The 20,117-nt window shown below is 38.9% G+C and carries 6 protein-coding genes and 2 tRNA genes; 4 read left to right on the forward strand and 4 right to left on the reverse strand.

Features of this window, described 5'->3' with window-relative positions; genetic code table 11:
• The coding region (locus Q0948_RS03915; RefSeq protein WP_298491292.1) for an Ig-like domain-containing protein at positions 1-6,992 on the reverse strand (6,992 nt) is incomplete at its 3' end.
• Positions 6,993-7,578: 586 nt separating this feature from the next.
• On the opposite strand from Q0948_RS03915, the gene Q0948_RS03920 reads away from it, so the two are divergent.
• Together Q0948_RS03920 and Q0948_RS03925 are read left to right on the forward strand one after the other, a co-directional pair.
• Positions 7,579-7,650 (forward strand) — tRNA-Gly (locus Q0948_RS03920).
• A gap of 76 nt (positions 7,651-7,726) precedes the next feature.
• Positions 7,727-7,810 (forward strand) — tRNA-Leu (locus Q0948_RS03925).
• A 56-nt stretch (positions 7,811-7,866) separates the two neighbouring features.
• Here the strand turns inward: Q0948_RS03925 and mutS are convergent.
• Complete coding sequence (gene mutS, locus Q0948_RS03930) at positions 7,867-10,485, reverse strand: DNA mismatch repair protein MutS (RefSeq protein ID WP_298348828.1); 2,619 nt, start codon at positions 10,483-10,485, stop codon at positions 7,867-7,869.
• A 437-nt stretch (positions 10,486-10,922) separates the two neighbouring features.
• On the opposite strand from mutS, the gene Q0948_RS03935 reads away from it, so the two are divergent.
• Positions 10,923-13,901 carry a SusC/RagA family TonB-linked outer membrane protein gene (locus Q0948_RS03935; RefSeq protein WP_298348831.1) on the forward strand — a complete coding sequence of 993 codons (2,979 nt, stop codon included), beginning with the start codon at positions 10,923-10,925 and terminating at the stop codon, positions 13,899-13,901.
• 9 nt (positions 13,902-13,910) lie between these two features.
• The gene (locus tag Q0948_RS03940; RefSeq protein WP_298348834.1) at positions 13,911-15,233 is read left to right on the forward strand and encodes a RagB/SusD family nutrient uptake outer membrane protein; all 1,323 of its coding nucleotides are present in this window, start codon (positions 13,911-13,913) and stop codon (positions 15,231-15,233) included.
• A 139-nt stretch (positions 15,234-15,372) separates the two neighbouring features.
• On the opposite strand, the gene Q0948_RS03945 is transcribed toward Q0948_RS03940, so the two are convergent.
• Positions 15,373-18,918 (reverse strand): efflux RND transporter permease subunit, encoded by a 3,546-nt coding sequence (locus Q0948_RS03945; protein WP_298348837.1) that lies wholly within the window; start codon positions 18,916-18,918, stop codon positions 15,373-15,375.
• Positions 18,919-18,921: 3 nt separating this feature from the next.
• Positions 18,922-20,088: an efflux RND transporter periplasmic adaptor subunit gene (locus Q0948_RS03950; RefSeq protein WP_298348841.1), complete on the reverse strand. Its 1,167-nt coding sequence runs from the start codon at positions 20,086-20,088 to the stop codon at positions 18,922-18,924.
• Between the last annotated feature and the right edge of the window lie 29 nt (positions 20,089-20,117).

A 20,117-nucleotide genomic window follows, 5' to 3' on the forward strand; every position in this document is an offset into this window, starting at 1 on the left:
TCATTATCACAATCAAGAGCATTCCAAGCAGCACTTGCTGTCTCTGTAATACTAGCTGTTAAGAAATCACAACCATCTGTTGGATCTGTACCGTCTAATACTTCTTGCTCATTTGTTACTCCGTCACCATCACAATCACCAGCTAACCAAGCAGCATCGGCCACTACAGTTTGACTCGTAAAGTCAAGATCACAGCTATCTAATGGATCTGTACCATCGGCAATTTCATCTGCATTGGTTACGCCATCTCCATCACAATCTGAAGTAGGCCAATCATTAGTAACGGTTATTGTTGCCGTTACATCTTCACAAGGCAACTCTTGACTAATTGTATATGTATAAACTCCTGCTGCATTTACTGCAGGATCAAACATTCCATCAAGTAGATTTGGACTCCAAGTACCACCAGCATCTGCGGTTCCAAGAGCAGCAAATAAATCTACTGTGTCACAAGTTGCAGTAACTACTCCACTAACACCAGGATTTGCTTGAGGCACAAACTCCACTTCTACTGTTAATAAATCTAAGCTCTCACACCCTGCAGCATTAGTTTGACTAATTACAACCAAACTATCTGTCAAATCTGTTAATAATGTTGTCGCTGGAATAGAAACTTTAGGTTCAGCTTCATAATCTGCTAACGTATCATAATAATTCAAGGTTAGTGTCTGTCCATCTGTTGTCACCTCTAAGTCTGCTAACGTTGCCGTAGCCATTTCCGACTCACAGAACTCTTGTAGTGTATCTCCGTTAGGATCTTCTGGTTCTGGATTTATAGTCACAACAAATTCTAATCTATCTGAAACATCAGATATACAAGTAGAAGGTGCATCTTCTGCAAAACCTGCAAAATAACTTACTCCATCAGTTAAAGGAGTAGTACTTGACAATACATTACCAGCAGCATCATACCACACCACAGTCGATCCCATAGGTGTATTATCTACTACTAAATCACCGATTGTATTAGCATCTGACACACAAGACACTGGCGTTGCATCTGGAGATGTAGGTGCTGGCAAATCACAAGTATATGTAATTGTTATAAGTGCATTATCTGCTGGTGCATTAATATTTCCGTCGTTGTCTTTTATCGTATAAGCAACTGGTGTCGGGTTTCCTGTAAAGTCTGGAAGCGGAATAAACGATGTTGCTCCTGTAAATGGATTTACACTCCACGTTCCTTCTCCTGGCACATTAAATCCAGTTACATTTCCATCAACCACATTGATTCCTGTAGCTCCAGGTGGTATTACTAAACTTACACTAGTTACATCTACAGTTCCATCTGTATCAGAATCAACAAGTGGATTAGGGTTACTCGGATCTTGATTGTTTGCAAAAACATCAACAGTCACTGTTGAACCTGCCACATTATCTAAATCAAAATCATCTTGTGGTACCGGAGGTATTTTCACGTAAGTGATTGTAAGTGTACCCTCATTCATAGATGTCAACCCTCCTAAATCATTTACTTCATAGTTAATAGGTGTAGGGTCTGCCGTAAATCCTGCTTGCGGAACAAATGTTACGTTTCCAGCAGGGTCTACAGTCCAAGTTCCCTCTCCAGGAACAACCAAAGTATCGTTAAATCCATCACCATTAGAATCTGTCGCGTTTGGATCTACAAAGTTTACTGTAGACGGATCAATCGCGTTAGACGGGTCTGCTAATGTGTTTGCTGTATCGTTATCACCAATAGGCGTATCCATAGTTACAGGTCCAGCGGCATTAAGTAAATCTTCATCATCCTCAACTATAGGTCCATCAGGAATACGTATTGTAACCGTTGTTGTGCTTGTATTTCCAGCTTCGTCTGTTATAGTATACTCAAATGTTGTCTCTCCTGACCATCCAGCTTCTGGTATAAATGTCATTGTACCATCTGGATCTACGAAGACTGTACCATTTGCAGGTTGTGTGTAGCTAGAAACTACCGTATTCCCTTGTCCTAATATATCCTCATCATCGTGATCATCCCCAAATGCGTCATTTACCTCAAATAAGTTCTCAACAATAGATTGATTAATTCCAGTTATGAAATCATCTGGCATAGCTTGTATTGAAGCTCTTACCAAGCTCATAGGTATTTGAGTAGGCGCACACATACAATTTGCATCGCTAGGCTCCATTACAAAAACTAAACCTGTTGTCTCTGAACAAGCTTCTGTACCATTAAATTCAATTGACTCTGTTAATGACCCTCCAGCTGGAATTCCTCCAACTAGGTTGCCCGTAAATATGCTCGCTCCCATAGGCTGTCCCATTGCATCAGCACAATAGAAATCAAACTCAGCGCCAGCAGGCATATCTAGCTCTCCTGAATTCTCTATTGTTAGGGTTGCTAACGAATATCCAAAAGTAGAAACCGTTTCCGAAAGTGTAGCTTCTGAAGCGGTTAAGGCTGCAGGAGTTGGCTTACGAATTTCTATATCATCTTGTCTACTTCCTGTTTGAATAATTGCTTCTGTACAAGAAGCTCCCGCACCTGTTGAACAAGTCGTTCCTGCTGTTTCTATGTAGTTACTTACAGATACAGAAGCAGCATCTGAACATATACCATTAATAGGTGTTACATCAAAAGAAAATTCTAATGTATCATCATCTACCATACCGGGAGGATATTGTACTATAAGCTCATTAGGCATTTCACTAACGATAGTCATATCATCAGTACCACCACCAGTATTTGCAAGTGTACCTGGAACATACTCAAGCCCTACTGGTATTTCAACACTAGCAAAATCTTGCGTACCTGTTATAGCAGCCGGATTACCAACTATATCTTTTACAGTAGATTTATTAACTATTGTAAAATTACCACCACATCCATCTATTGGATCTGGAACAGACAGCTCTGGAAACACCTCATAAGGCGCAGATAGACCATCTATAACGATTCCATTAGAAAGAACTCTTGAGTTATCTCCAATAGCAGGGTCACCACAAGGTGCATTTCCATTAACCTTGAAGTTCAATGGTGCATTTGATTGATAATCACAAGTAGTTTGTAATGTATAGCGAATTATGATTTTACGTTCATCAACACTCACACCTACAGCTCCTGTACCTGGAACTCCACCATACTGATCCATATCTGGATGTGTAAGTGGAATTTCATAACCCGTACCTAAATCAACAACTGTTGATGTAATATCTACCCAGTCATTTGAACCTTTTGGGTATTCAGATTCTATCAATACAATATCAAGTGCAGACGTTCCTCCAAAAGGCTCTAATGTAGAAACAGCATCAACAACTGTACCTTTTAAACCTGCATTAAATTCATTTTCTATTATAAATGGAGTACAGTTATCAACTGTAGTAGTTGGTTGCGCAAGTAAAGTTTGTTGTACTAATGCTCCTGAAGGTATTAGTGCAATTGTCGCAACTTCCTTATAACAAAAATCTGTTGTTGCAGCATAGTCAACCGGATATGCATCACAGTCATAACCAAGCTCAAAATCTATTGGCCTTTGCTCGCAAAAGTTATAAGTAGCAGCTATTCTAATATTTTTTGTTCCTCCAGCAGCAACAGCTCCTACCTGAACATAGCTATTACCGTCTGCATCTGTAAATATCTCAGTTGCAGGATCAACAGGTGTACCACCTCCAGAACCGTCTGAAGCAACATCAATATTTGCATTTGTCACAACAACACCTTGAGCAGGTACTCTTACCCAGTGATAAGGAATAGCATTACTCGATGTATTAACTATCTGTAAATCAAAAAACGCTTCTGGTCCAAAACCATCTACATTTGATCCTGCTAGAGGCTGGAAATTATAAGTTGGTGAAGTATAGCTTAACCTTATGGATGCTCCAGAGTATGTATTTCCAGCAGCTCCAGTTAAGTTATTACTTGTTACACCGTCATCTGAAAACACTACATTCTGTATTCTTGTTAAATCCTCTCCATATTTTCCAGGATCATCATAGACATTATGCGCCCAAGGGTACAAGTCCATTGTCGTAAACACATCAATTTGAGTTGTTCGTAACAACTCACAACTCCCCTTCACATTAAGAACTGTTCTATATGCAGCTTGAGCTCTTTGATCTGTGTCCCTATAATTACTTCCAGGCACAGGTGTTGCTCTCCAATTATTCGCATCAATCTGAACAAGATCTAAATCTCCATTACTAGCTCTAAAGGTCCCCTCTGTAGTTTGCTGACTCGCATCTACAACTCTAAGACCATCTGGCACTACATAGTCAATCTGCTTAATAGCAGTAATTGGTCTAAATTCACCCGGATGGAGGTGGCCTATAGAAGCTCGTATGTAGTTGTTATAATCTATAGCCCCTAACTCTGTACAATCAGAAAAAGCTTGATTTGCACCTCCAGTAATAATTAATGGTCTGGTAAACTCAACAGAATCACCCCAGTCGTCACAACTCACCTCATCTGCAGCATTTGCATTAGAATGACCAGGCTCTATTGTGAAGAAACGACCCCTAAAGCCCATCACATTAAAATTTTGAGGATAATAGGTATCCAACTTAAAGTGCCAATCTATCTGAATAAAGAACTCATCTCCATTATCTACTGTACCCGAATCTAAAGTTGCTATTGCATCAGAAAAATCAAAATCTGCAATAAAATCGTTACTTCCACTTGGATCTGGAATAATCACTGGCGGATTCAATGCTGTTACTGGAGTTGTTAAACCTGTAGACGCATCTATAAAATACACCTCCCCCTCTAAAAAGCTAATTGTCTCTTGACCTAAAGACGCTGCCGCTGGCAGATCATATTTTTGTCTAAAATGAAGATTATCTCCAATCAAAGGATTCGTTTCAGCAGCATTATTTGAGCTATTCATAAAGCCTTCTGCCTGTACACGCATATCATCACCTGCTAGGTATTGATCTAGCTCGTGAATAGCTGGATCAAGTGTAACCAGCGTGGTCATTGTATTGTCAGTATATCCAGGAGTGATTCTAAAAGAATCAAAAGCCGTTATATTAGGACCTTGACAAGGCTCACAACCGTGAAGTAACACTGGAAGAAATGTATCACAATGAATATCATTAGTCTTACAAATATCTCCATTAGTATCATACCAGTTATACGTTGTCTTATATGGTACTACTATTGGATTTGGTGTTGCACAAGTAGCTACTAAAGGAAAACGCACAAATCTATCGTCATCTCCTCCATTACGGTTACTATAACCGTTTATAAGGTCTGTAGTTGAATAGAAAACCGGCGTCCCTGGACCCCCTGGCTGACTAAACAAAGCTGGATCTGCAGATACATCTAGCGTTACACCTGCAGGCACATCTAGCTCTACCACCATCTCATTATCTGCATCTGGCGTAAACATACCGTGACCATTATGCCTGTAACCAGTACCAGCATTTATAAAATACGGACTAATAGCCAGTTCAAAAACTTCACCATCAGACGTATCTGTATCCTGCTCCCTTAGAGTTGGGTTAACATAATCTCTACCTATATTACCATAACCTAAATCTGTACCTCCCACACGTGATACATCACATTGAGTTTTTGCCAAAGCATTTAAAAATATATGCTCCCAATCTTGCAACCTATCATCTCCAGAGCTACAAGTGAACACATCGTCATCTACAAACTCCATATCATAAGTAAGCGTAACTGTATCTCCTGGCGCAATATCATCAAAATACGTATCACCATCTACATCAGAAAATCCACCCGCACCATCCGGATCCACCGTAAGTGTATTCTCCTCAAGCATTTGTGTGTCACCAAACTGAACATAACTAGCAACATCTGAAGTCCATCCAGATATATCACCCGAAATATTAGTTTCAGTTGTAGTACCCAACCTAAAATTGGTAAATATTTTTTGATCGTAACGCTGGCTTGACCAACGCACGTTATTATCATAATCTAAGTTAAGCAACTGACCATTAGAACCCAATCCAAAAGACAATCTAACATCTTTTGCCCAAGAAGCAGCACCAGTACCTGTATTTGTAATTTCTACGATAACTTCATTAACCCCACATATTTCTCTAGGATTTTGAACCACGTTAAATGTAAGCGTAGGAACCGCTGTTCCAAAAAGAACCGATCCTACCACTTGATCAGAAAGATAACAATCCCAACCAGCCCTGTGATCCACATTCGTATCTGCCGTACTATTACCACAAGAATTTAAGCTGAACTCCTCTGTAAAAACCAGCGTCTCACCATCATTAAATATACCATCGCCATCCTCAAGCGTTGCATCATTAGGGTTCGCCACATTAAAAGGAGCCACTGTCATATCATATTGATATATAAGTGGGTTTGCATTAACATCAACAGGTGTAAGCTCTGTACCTAAATAAAATAACTTATAGTTGGTAACATTGGCTCCTAACAACACCGAGTGATATCCGGTTTGAACACCAGAATTACCAGCATTTATATCTGATATGTCTCGCGTATGTGTACCCCCAACGATAGCTGGCAGAGATATTATAGGAGAATCAACTAATAATGATGGGGCTATTAAATCATAACCTCCAAAATTAGGATCTGTATCCTCTCCAGAACCATCACCTCCAGTATATGCAAGTGATATGTAATCTTTAAATGTTCCACTATTTTCAGAATGCACTACCGCATCACACCCAGCCTCTCTTTGAAAAGATAGAGAAGCAAAATTACCAGCCCCCCAGTTATTAGCCGGATCATTATTCCTATTTATAGCAAATACTGGCGCCGAAGGATTTGTGACATCTGCCTCTATAACCTCAAATTCTCCAGGTGGATTTGAAGTGGTTATTGTAGCCGTACCATTAATATAGGTTACACCAGGAGCAAGATTCATCGTGACAAGCACGGTATTAGTGCCTGAAACTAATGAGGTAATTGCCACTTCGTTAAAAGATTCATTACCCGAACCAATACCTATATCACCATCTAATGCAAATGGCTGGTATGCTGCCCTGAAATCATCATTTTCAAAAACCTGCGCATAAGACGACCCCGCAAAACTCACAAAAGCCAGCACTAATAGCAAAAAACTTCTTTTCCTCAACTTTTGCATTGAGGTAAAATTATTTTTCAAAACGGATGGAAGCGTAATTTTTCCCATAAATATAATTTATAAACTGATTCTTTATAATAGCTTTATTTCTCGTTTCAATAATGTGACTCAAATCTTGACAATCAAAAAATATTGTTGATTCACGAGAAAATGTAATTACTTACAAATATAAGTATATCTGACAAATGTAATGTTAATTCAATAACATAATAAATTATAATGTATTTTATCGATGATTTTAACCTTTTCGTCGATAATTTGAGCTAAATCTACGATAAATAGCAGATTAATATCGACGAAATACACAACTCTACATCCTTCTTATTTTTTTCAAAGGACTGACTATGAATCGTTTCACTTAGAATCAAAACAAATTACCTTCCTTAAATGACAATTTAAATCTTCCTTACTGTAAGTTAACTCTAAAACAATCTGCGATTGATCCCATATTTTTTTTTATAAAAAGTTTAAAAAACCCTTTGTAAAAACTAGAAAAGACTTAAATTTGCATCCGCTATGAGAAATAGTGATGTTCTTTACAGAATGAAATGCGAAAGTAGCTCAGGGGTAGAGCATCACCTTGCCAAGGTGGGGGTCGCGAGTTCAAATCTCGTCTTTCGCTCAAATTTGAAATAATTACGCTTTCGCGAAAGCGTATAGAAAATATACCAATTTTATTTTCACACAAGTGAGAATATGCTCGAGTGGTGGAATTGGTAGACACGTTGGACTTAAAATCCAATGTCCATTAGGACGTACGGGTTCAAGTCCCGTCTCGAGTACAAAAGGCTTCCATCTAGGAAGCCTTTTTTATTTAAATTAATTAGAAATCAACACTCTAAGGTGTTGACTTACTCTTTTTCTTAACAAGCATTCTTTTTATCTCGTTAAGTTTCATAAGCGCCTCTACCGGTGTAAGCGTATCAATATCTATATGCAATATCTCCTCTTTAATTTCTTCTAGTAATGGATCATCTAGATTAAAGAAGCTAAGCTGCATTTCTTCCTCTGCAGCATCTTTTAAGGTACCCGTAAGCTCTTCACTACCGTGAGACTTTTCTAGCTTACCCATCATCTTAGTAGCGCGACGCAGTACTTGCTGTGGCATTCCCGCCATTTTTGCTACGTGTATACCAAAACTATGCGCACTTCCTCCTGGCACCAGTTTACGTAAGAATAAGACGTTGTCTTTAAGCTCTTTTACAGAGACGTTATAGTTCTTAATACGCTCAAAGGTTTCACACATCTCATTAAGCTCGTGATAGTGTGTTGCAAAAAGCGTTTTTGGCCTACCAGGGTGCTCGTGTAGGTACTCACTTATTGCCCAGGCTATAGATATACCGTCATAAGTACTTGTCCCCCTACCTATCTCATCTAGTAAAACCAGGCTTCGGTCGCTCAAGTTATTAAGTATACTAGCTGTCTCATTCATCTCTACCATAAAGGTACTCTCACCCATAGATATATTATCACTAGCTCCTACTCTAGTAAAAATCTTATCTACTAGACCTATATGAGCCGCTTGGGCTGGTACAAAACTTCCCATTTGAGCAAGCAGCACTATTAATGCTGTTTGCCTTAAAATAGCACTCTTACCAGACATATTAGGCCCCGTGATCATAATCATTTGTTGATCTGCACTATCTAGATATACATCATTTGTAACATATGCCTCTCCTAGTGGCAGTTGCTTTTCTATAACAGGGTGACGCCCTTCCTTTATGTCTATTACTTGAGACTCATCTAGGGTGGGTCTCACATAATTATTCTCTCTTGCAAGTTGTGTAAAGCCTAGCAAACAATCGAGCTGTGCAATTTGTGTTGCATTAGCCTGTACTTGCGGAATAAAACCACCCACCCAGCTCACCAACTCAGCAAATAGTTGCTGCTCTATACCTTGTATACGTTCTTCTGCCCCAAGTATTTTACCCTCATACTCCTTAAGCTCATCTGTAATGTAACGCTCAGCATTAACAAGAGTTTGTTTTCTGATCCACTCCTCAGGCACCTTATCTTTATGTGTATTTCTTACTTCTATATAATACCCAAAAACGTTATTTGAAGCAATTTTTAAAGAAGTAATACCGGTGCGCTCTGTCTCGCGCTCTAGCATCTTTTCTAGGTAATCCTTACCACCTTGTGATAATGCTCTTAAATCATCTAGCTCTTTATGAAAACCAGGAGCAATTGCACCGCCCTTTACAATAGAGACAGGAGCTTCTTCTCTTAGAGTTTCTTTTATTTTAGAACGGAGTACTTCACAGTTCTGCAACTGCTCACCTATAATTTTAAGCGATTCATTATCTGTACCAGATGCTAAGGCTTTAATAGGCACAATGGCCTCTAGCGAGTTTTTGAGTTGTATCACCTCGCGAGGGCTAATCTTAGCCGTGGCAACCTTGCTTATTAAACGCTCAAGGTCTCCTATCTGCTTGATATGACCCTGCATTTTATCAAAAATATCGCCGTTATCTGATAAAAATGACACCACCTCGTGACGGCGTTTAATCTCATCCAGTCTTTTGAGTGGCAATGCGAGCCATCTTTTAAGAAGGCGCCCACCCATTGCAGAGGTAGTTTTATCTATTATATCTATTAAGGTAATAGCCTTTACACCAGAAGCAGAGTTATATAACTCTAGGTTACGTATGGTAAAGCGATCCATCCACACATAATCATCTGCAGCAATACGACTTATGCTTGTGATATGCTGTAGCTTATGGTGCTGGGTTTCTCCTAAATAATGTAAAGCAGCCCCAGCAGCTATAATACCTGCCATAAGACGCTCAACACCAAAACCTTTAAGAGACTTCACATTGAAGTGCTTATGCAATGATTCTCTCGCATAATCTATTTGAAAAACCCAATCTTCTTGATAAAAAGTGTGATAATCTGGCCCATACGATTCTATGAATTTCTTTTTTTGAGCCTTAGAAACAAGTAATTCACTAGGTGCAAAATTCTGGAGCAACTTATCTACATAAGCGACATCTCCTTGAGCCGTAAGATACTCTCCTGTTGACACATCTAAAAAGGAAACACCCACCTTATCTTTTTCAAAATATACAGCTCCCAGAAAGTTATTTGTCTTTGCAGAGAGTATATCATCATTCATCGCAACACCAGGCGTAACAAGCTCTGTAACACCACGTTTAACGATTTTTTTTGTTTGTTTTGGGTCCTCAAGTTGATCACAAATAGCGACACGACAGCCCGCTTTTACCAGCTTAGGCAAGTATGTATTAAGCGAGTGATGCGGGAAACCTGCAAGCTCAGTGCGCTCTCCACCATTATTACGATTAGTTAACGTGATATTGAGAATGGCAGCAGCTTTTACCGCATCTTCACCAAATGTCTCGTAAAAATCGCCAACTCTAAAGAGCAACAAAGCATCAGGATATTTTGCCTTGATACCATTGTATTGTTGCATTAATGGGGTCACTTTCTTCTTTGCCAAACTGTAATTTTTAAGGAAAATAAAAATACGCCATTCTTTTGTGTTGACATTAATGACCTAAGGAATGTTATCCCCAGTTTTACACATTTTTTTAGTCCGCTTTCGCGAAAGCGTAAAATAAAGCGTTTTAAGGATGTTTTAAACCGTAGAACACAAAACCATAAGCTGTGAAAAATAAAATCGATTTAAAACAGCTTAAAACAATCAATTTATTATAGATAAAAACTATTTTTTCTATTTTAATAATAATACTAGACTATCCAAAATCACACTTCCGCCTAAATTATTGTGAGAAAAATCACTATTAATAACAAAATGATGAATTATTCGCAAAAAACATATATTATTACCTAAATTCTTATCAAATGCCTATCATTTAGTGATTTATGTTAGATATTATTTATAATTTGGATTTAAACTTTAAAATCCAAACTTAAATGAAACAAAACCATCCATTACTCAAAATGGTGTTCTTGCTATTATTTTCAATTCCTTGTACATTACTAGCTCAGTCTGTAGTTACGGGAGTTATAAGTGATAGCGGAAACAACCCAATTCCTTTTGTAAATGTTATAGAAAAAGGAACATCAAACGGAACTACATCAGATTTTGACGGAAATTATTCCATAACATTATCTGGTGACTCTGGAACGTTAGAATTTACCTATTTAGGCTACGCAACTCAAGAAATTGCAGTTACTAGTTCACAAACACTTAATGTAACTCTTGAAGAATCTTCTGAATCACTAGATGAAGTTGTAATTTCTGGACTTGCGTCTTCTGTGAAGAGATCTAACGCGGCAAATGCTGTTGCATCAATCTCTGCCGAACAAATTACAGGTACAACACCACCTCCTACTCTAGACGGTGCACTTTATGGAAAATTTGCCGGAGCGCTAGTGAGTCAAAACTCTGGAGCACCTGGTGGAGGACTTTCTATAAAATTACGTGGAGCAACTTCTATACAAGGTAACACACAGCCATTATATATTATAGATGGTGTATATGTAGACAACTCTTCTATCTCTGCGGGTCTTAATGCAGTATCGGCAGCATCGGCTGGAGGTAGTGCTTCAAACCAAGACAACCCAACAAACAGAATAGCAGATATCAACCCAGATGACATACAAAACATTGAGATATTAAAAGGAGCTTCTGCTGCTGCTATTTACGGGTCTCGTGCCGCAGCTGGGGTAGTTATTATTACCACAAAAAAGGGTAAAGCTGGAGAAACACAGTTTAAATTTGGTCAATCCTTCGGATGGACTCAAGTGACTAAACTCTTAGGATTACGTAACTACAACGAGCAGCGTGTAGAAGATAGTTTTGGTCCAGATGCTGTGCCACTTTTTATAGCAGCTAGAGATGAAGGTCGCCTAGTAGATTATGAAGAAGAAATTTTTGGCGAGAAAGGTCTTATAAGTAAAACCAACTTTAGTATGAGTGGTGGTGATACCAAAACTAGATTTTATGCTGGAGTTACACATAGTAATGAAAATGGTATCGTAAAAAATACTGGATATGAAAAAACCTCTCTTAGATTAAATTTAGACCACAGAGCTACAGATTTCTTAAAAGTATCTCTTAATACAAACTACATTAATTCAAAATCTGATCGTGGTTTCTTTAACAATGACAACTCAGGAACAACAATAGGGGTGACTTTAACAGGAACAACACCTTGGCTGGAATTATTTCCAGATGAAAATGGTGTGTATCCAGACAACCCAGCTGGTGCGTCTAACCCTTTACAGACACGCGATAGAGTTACAAATAGAGAAACAGTAGATAGATTTATCATAGGAGCATCTGCAAATCTTGATATTTTTAAGGCTGAAAAGTCAAGTCTAGAATTAATAATGCGCGGTGGACTTGATACTTATGGACAGAAGTCAAGAGCAATCTTCCCTAAAGATTTACAATTTCAACGACCTGAAAATGGTGGTCAAAATGGTGTTGCCGTACAAGGAGACACTCAAAATAGAAACTACAACCTAGCAGCATTTTTAGTTCATAATTATAGAACAGATAATGATCTATCTTTTAGAACTCAAGCGGGTGTTACAAGAGAATATTTTGACAGAAATACACAGCTTATTACGGCTAGCGGACTTGTCGCTTCAGAAACTAATGTTGACCAAGCTGCAAATACAGGTACTAACCAGTTTAGATTACTTCAGGAAGATGCAGGTTTTTTTGTTCAAGAAGAGGTTAACTATCAAGACAAGCTTATAGGAGCTATAGGTCTTAGAGGCGATAAATCTTCAAATAATGGAGATGCAAATAAGTTAAACTATTACCCAAAAGCTTCCCTTGCTGCAAATATCAACAAGTTTGATTTTTGGAAAGAAGATGGCTTTATAAACAAACTTAAGCTTAGAACGGCTTATGGAGAAGCTGGTAACTTTGCTCCTTTTGGTGCATTATTTACCTCATATACTTCATTTTCATCAGACGGGTTACTAGGCATAAGTCTAGTAGGTGTGCGTGGAGATGCTGGATTAAGCCCAGAACGCCAGAAGGAACTTGAATTTGGTACAGATATTACTTTCTTTAATAATAAGGTAGATTTTTCTGCAACTTACTATATCAAAACCGTAGATGATTTAATTCTTAACTCTGCTCTATCACCTTCTTCAGGTTTTACTAGCGAGTTTGTTAATGCAGGTGAATTACAAAATAAAGGTATTGAGCTATCTCTTAACAGTACTATTATCGAGTCAGAAAACTTTATTTGGGATGCTAGTGTAAACTGGTTTAAGAACACTTCAAAAATCACTCGTCTTGATGTAGATCCTTTTAACGTAGGAGCTTTTGGAGCAACATTAGGAACCTTTAGAATCGAGGAAGGGTCAAGTGCTACGCAAATTGTAGGTATAGGCCCTAACCCTGGAGCAAATGGATTCCAAAAGTTTGGAGATTCTGAGCCAGATTTTCAAATGGCGCTTAACAACAGCCTTCAATACAAAGATTTTCAATTATCATTTTTATGGCAATGGAAGAAAGGTGGAGATAACATTAACTTAACCACACTTCTATCTGATCTTAATGGTACAAGTGCAGATTATGACGACTCTGGTTTAGATCCAACTGGTACGCTTGCAAATGGACCATATAGAGTAAGTCAACTAGGATCATCTGCAGATGTTTTTGTAGAGGATGCATCTTACCTGAGATTACGTGAGGTAGGTTTCTACTACACGCTTCCTTCTGCTACTCTAGAAAACTTTTTAGGTGGTAATATAGACAACATTAAAGTTGGCTTTTCGGGTACTAACCTAATTAACATATTTGACTATAACAGTTATGACCCAGAAGTATCAAACTTTGGTGGTGGCGGTATCTTTACCGGTGTAGAGGTTACACCTTTCCCATCTTCTAAGCGATTCTTATTTAACCTAGCTGTAAACTTTTAATATAAAAAGATGAAAAAATATTTTATAAAAAGCCTACTCGCATTAAGTATTTGCGCCGGGTTTTATTCTTGTGAAGTTCAAGAATATTCAGACTTAAATAACCCTGAGGTTGATGCTTTTGCAGAAAACCTAACAAGGGGTGACCTACAAGATCTCGTAGGAGGGATTTTATACAGCTCAAGAGTTGGGCTTGGCACCTATTATGACGACTGTGGAGTTATAGGAAGAGAATACTATAGATTCTCAAGTTCTGACCCACGTTTTACTAGTGATTTACTAGGTGGTGAGAACTCTGTGCTAGACAATAACACGTTTTATATCACAACACCTTGGTCAGCCCGCTATAGAACTGTAAAAAATGCAAATTTAATATTAGGTTTTCTCGATGCACAAGATCTCTCTGCCATATTTACAGACGAAGAGCTTAGCGCTACAAGAGGATTTCTTAATACAATGATTGCTCACGAGCTACTGCTCAACCTTAATCTTACAGACGAAGGTGGTATACGCATAGATGTAGCAGATGAGACTAACCTAGGACCTATTGTTTCAAAAAGTGAAGCGTTAAGCTTTATAAAGTCAACACTAGATGCTGCTGCCTTAGACCTAAGTGCTGGTGGTGATGCCTTTCCATTTATACTTTCTTCTGGCTTTGGAGATTTTGATACTCCAGCAAGCTTTAGCCAAGTAAGTAACGCGCTTGCGGCACGTGTAGCTGCATATCAAGGCGATTTTGCTGGTGTACTATCATCTCTTGAAGATTCATTTTTAACACTAGATAATAATGAATTAGATTTAGGTGTTTATCACAACTTCACTCAAGACCAGACAGATATTCTTAACCCTATGTTTTTTGCTCTCAACTCATCTACTGCTGGCGCGCGTATCGCACAACCATCATTTATTACAGATGCTGAGACAGATGACCAACGTCTTGACAAAGTTGTGCTTAGAGAATCTGCTCTTACTCTAGATGGTCTTACTGGAGAGTATGATGTATTTAGATATACAAGTAACGTAGACCCTATTCCAATCATACGTAAAGAAGAACTACTCTTATTATACGCAGAGGCAAACATTACAATCAATCCTATGGAAGCAGTAACAGCTTTAGATATCATACGTGATAGCGCTGGACTGGACCCTTATGCTGGAGCTATGGACGCTGCTTCTCTTACAGATGAGATGCTTACACAACGTAGGTACTCACTCTATGCAGAAGGACACAGATGGATTGATGTACGTCGTTATAATCGTCTTGATGAGCTCCCTATAGACAGAGCAAATGATGATGTATTCTCTCAATTTCCAATACCGCTTACAGAACTTTAATATAAAGTTATTGAGCAATTCTAAAACACCCTACGTATAGGGTGTTTTTTTATGCTTTCGCGAAAGCGTAATTACCCACAAAAAAAAGCGCATTCAGCTTATTGCCGAATGCGCTTTTCTACACTAACTAACTAATCACTTATGCTGCTTCTGGCAGCTCTTTTTCTTCTTCTACGGTTTCTTTACCTCCTCGTATTTTGAACTTAATACGATATACTATGTAATATAGCAATGGTACGATAATAAGAGTAAGGAAGGTAGCTATGATTAATCCGTAGATTACTGTCCACGCTAGTGGTCCCCAGAAAATCACGTTATCACCTCCTACATAAATCCCTGCATCAAACTCTTGGAACAATCCAAAGAAGTCAATGTTAATTCCTATCGCCAGAGGTATTAGACCAAGAACGGTTGTGATGGCAGTAAGCAATACTGGGCGTAAACGCGCTCTACCTCCTTCTATTATCAATTCTTGCATTGTCTTTTTATCAAGTAATTGCTTGTCTTCAAGACCTAGCGCCACCTCTTTTCTGTCTACTAGCAATTGCGTGTAGTCCAGAAGTACCACCCCATTATTTACTACAATACCAGCAAGTGATATAATACCCATCATAGTCATTATAATCACGAACGGAGCTCCACTTATAATAATACCTCCAAAAACTCCTATAAAGCTCAAGAAGATTGCAATCATAATAATGACTGGTTTTGATATAGAGCTAAACTGGAAAATAAGTAAGAAGAAAATTAACGCAAGACCTCCAAAGAAGGCACTTACTAAGAAGTTCATTTCTTTAGCTTGTTCTTCAATTTGTCCTGTATAATTCACCTTGATATCCTTAGGCACACCATCAAAGTTTTTCATCTCTTCTTGAATGGCTGCAACTACCACACCCGCATCTGTAAATCCAGCAGCGAGGTTAGAATATACCGTTACCACACGTTTTGAATCTCTGTGCTTAATCGCGCTAAAAGATGATGTGTTTTTTGTAGTAGTAACAGCACTCACCGGCACTTCTTTTACTTGCCCAGTTGCTGGGTCTCTAAACGTAATATTCTGATTAAATAAAGCAGATTTATCATAACGCTGCTCTTCATTAAAGCGCACGTAGATGTCATAATCTTCTCCGTCTTTCTTATATACTCCAGCCTTATCACCAAAGATAGAACGACGTAGCTGCATACCCACTTGACCTGTTGCCACACCTAGCTCTCCAGCCTTCTGGCGATCTACGATGACCTCTGTACCTGGTTTACCTCTATTTACATTAATCTTAAGCTCATCTACACCTGGCACGTTACGGCTGTTGATATAGTTACGCATTTGCTCTGCTGCGATAATGAGTTCTTGGTAATCTTTACCTTCTAGCTCGATGTTAATAGGGTATCCTTGTGGTGGTCCTGCAGCATCTTTTTCTACTGTAATTACAACCCCTGGGTACACACCTCTCACGGCGTCTTGCACTTTAAAGCGCAGCTCTTCACTATCTGCCTCATTACGGTACTTATACTCACGCATTGTTGCCGTAATTTTTGCTTTATGCGGCATCTCGGCAGCACTACCGCCATCTGTTTGAGGATTACCTGCACCCTCACCTACTTGTGATACAGAAGTTTCTACAAGAGCGTTGTAATCTTCGCCCTCTAGATATGCTTCGTCATTAAATACTTTAAAGACGCGTTGCTCTATCTCTTTAGTAATGGCATTTGTTTTCTCGATGGCTGTTCCTTCTGGATACTCGATATACACCGTAATCTGGTTAGGTTTATTATCTGGGAAGAACTCAACAGCTGTGCGTCCTGCCATCATAGAACCAACAAAACCACCCATCGTTAATAACAATAGCAGAAATATAGCAATAACAAATGCAATAGGTCTGTAGCCTCTAATAGACCACCCTAAGAAGTTTTTGTACACCTTCTCAAGCCACGTAAGGAAACGCTGCTGAAAAACATCGGCGGCACCTTTAAGTAGGTATTTGTAGATCCACATAAAGATAATAGTCGCTAGTACTAGACTTCCTAGACCGCGTATGCTTCCACCTAAAAATAATATCATTAACCCAATAGGCAACATAATGAGTGATGTGCGTATGAGAAATTTTCGCGAAAGCGCCTTCTCCTCTGTATTCATAAACTGTGATACGAGCATCGAGTTTATAAATATTGCCACAAATAATGATGAACCTAGCACCACAGATAATGTGATAGGGAAGTAAATCATAAACTGTCCCATAATACCTGGCCATAATCCTAACGGCACAAAGGCTGCTACGGTTGTAAGTGTAGAAATGATAATAGGGAAAGCAATCTCTCCGATACCTTTTTTGGCCGCTTCTATGCGTCCCATACCTTCTTCATCCATAAGGCGGTATACGTTTTCTACCACCACAATACCGTTATCTACAAGCATACCTAGTCCCATAATGAGGGCAAAAAGTATCATTGTATTCATCGTATAACCCATTAAATTAAGGATCATAAAACTCATAAACATAGACATAGGAATCGCAAAACCTACAAATAGTGCATTTTTAAACCCTAAGAAAAACATAAGTACACCTACCACAAGTATAATCCCGAAGATGATATTGTTTACAAGGTCGTTTACTTGGTTTTCTGTTTTGGCACTCTGGTCATTTGCCGTACGTACGACTACATCTGGAGGAAAGACCTCTGCCGTGGCGTTTTTGATAATCTCGTTGATTTGCTCAACAGCTTCAATCATATTTTCGCCAGAACGTTTCTTTACATCTAGCATTACTACTGTCTCGCTTATCTCCTCATCATCTACGGTGTCTCCATCATAAAGCGTAAGGTCACGCGCATAAGTAGTTTTATCTTCTTCTGTAAATGATACAGTGGCGATATCCTTTAGGTATATCGCTCCATTTTCTGATTTGATCACAAAGTCTTCAAGCTCTTCTGGGCTTTGAATCTCTCCTATAACGCGTATGTTACGACGCTGCCCACTGCTTATAAGGTTACCTGCAGAGAGGGTCATATTCTCATTGCCTATAGAAGCAAGTATGTCGTTAAAACTTACTTGTGCAGCAATCATTTTATACACATCTACCGCTACTTCTACCTCGCGTTCTTGAGCACCACGTATGGTAGCTTCCTTGATTTCTTTAAGGCTCTCTATCTCATCTTGCAGGTACTCTGCATACTCCTTGAGCTTTATAGTAGGGTAGTTACCAGATACGTTTACATTAAGAATAGGTGTCTCTTCTGAGATACTTAGGTCAAAAACATTAGGCTCTACCTTTGCGTTGTTAAACGTAGGCCAGTCCTCATTTGCAGTTTCTGAGTCTACCTCATCCTTAACACGTTGCTTTGCAACTTGTACATCTACGTCTTCTTTAAACTCTACTGTGATGATCGCATAATCTTCTTGTGAGGTAGATAATACTTCTACCACGTCAGAAAGATTCTGCAGTTTATCTTCTAGAGGGTCTACTATGAGACGTTCTATATCTTCGGCAGTGTTACCTGGGTAAGGTGCAGAGATATAAATTTTAGTCTCATTAATTTCTGGAAAGTTCTCACGAGCCATCCCTAGGTAGGCTCCCATTCCTAAGGCAAGAAACAGCGCCATAAGAACGTAAATAATCGTAGGATTATCTATCGCCCAACTTGAAATCGCAAACTCCTTGTTTACATTTTTCTTTTTCTTATCTGTCATCGCTTAGTATGTTAAGATTTTTACTGGCTGGTTATCTTTTACAGATCTCGCACCTTCTACAATGATTTTATCTCCTACTTCTAGACCAGATAGTACTTCTATGTTAGGTCCTTGTGATTTACCTGTAGTGATGATTTTTTGCTGTGCTACCATTTCGTCCGCTTTCGCGAAAGCGGTATACACAAATTGCTCACCAGCTGCATTTTCATTAATCACATTGAGAGGGATTAAAATTGCACTTTCTGCCGTGTAGTCGTTGATAGAAAGTCTCGCTGTAAGATTAGGTTTTACCTTCCCATCTTTATTAGGAACGTCTACTTCTATCGCAAAACTTCTGTTTGATGGTTTGATATAATTACCCGTCTGGCGCACGGTAGTCTCTACAGACTCTCCTAGTACTGGAAACTCTACTTTTACCTTTTTACCAGCCGTTACTGTAGGTAGGTAGCTTTCTGGAATCTCTGCCGCTACATACATATTATCAAGATTTACGATTCTGAATAATGCCATACCTGGAGCAACCACTGTACCTTGGTCTGTAATAACCTCATCTATTACTCCAGAAAATGGAGCTGTAACCGTTGTTTTACCCAGCTGACTTCTAATCTGGCTCACCATATTTTGTGATGACTCATATTGTGTTTTTGCCTGTAGGTATTGTATTTCTGACCCTATTTTTTGATCCCAAAGTCTTTGCTGGCGCTCAAAAGTAGTCTTTGCAAGTGCTAGTTGAGATTCCATTTGTGCTACTTGACTGCTTAGACCACCGTCATCTATACGAGCCAGTGTTTGCCCTTTACGCACGCGCTGTCCTTCTTTTACAACTACACGAGATAAGGTACCTTGATACTCTGGGTAGATAAGTACATTTTGCTTAGTCTCTACATTACCTTGCACCTCTATAAAGTGATTAAACAAGGTGTCTTTTACCGTCATTGTGGTGATAAGAACCTCTTTTTTCTCTCTAGGATTCTTTTCTTCTAGCACCTTTTCTATTTGTGCTAGTTGATCATTAGTAGCCGTGATCTCTTCCTTAAGTGCTTTTTGTTTTGCCTGTAACTCCTCTACAGATCCAGACTCTAGAAGGGCCTCTACAGATTTTCCGTTACTGTCTCCACCGCAAGAAGCTAGCGCGATACTTAAGATGGCAAGTGTGATATATTTTTTCATCATTGTAATATTACTGATTGGTACTATTT

The organism is uncultured Dokdonia sp., assembly GCF_947496725.1.
GTDB lineage: Bacteria > Bacteroidota > Bacteroidia > Flavobacteriales > Flavobacteriaceae > Dokdonia.

What these genes read in the sequence shown, in the direction of transcription:
- Q0948_RS03950 (WP_298348841.1), bottom strand. Translation starts at nt 20,088, where the DNA reads ATGAAAAAATATATCACACTTGCCATCTTAAGTATCGCGCTAGCTTCT.
- Q0948_RS03935 (WP_298348831.1), top strand. Translation starts at nt 10,923, where the DNA reads ATGAAACAAAACCATCCATTACTCAAAATGGTGTTCTTGCTATTATTT.
- Q0948_RS03945 (WP_298348837.1), bottom strand. Translation starts at nt 18,918, where the DNA reads ATGACAGATAAGAAAAAGAAAAATGTAAACAAGGAGTTTGCGATTTCA.
- Q0948_RS03940 (WP_298348834.1), top strand. Translation starts at nt 13,911, where the DNA reads ATGAAAAAATATTTTATAAAAAGCCTACTCGCATTAAGTATTTGCGCC.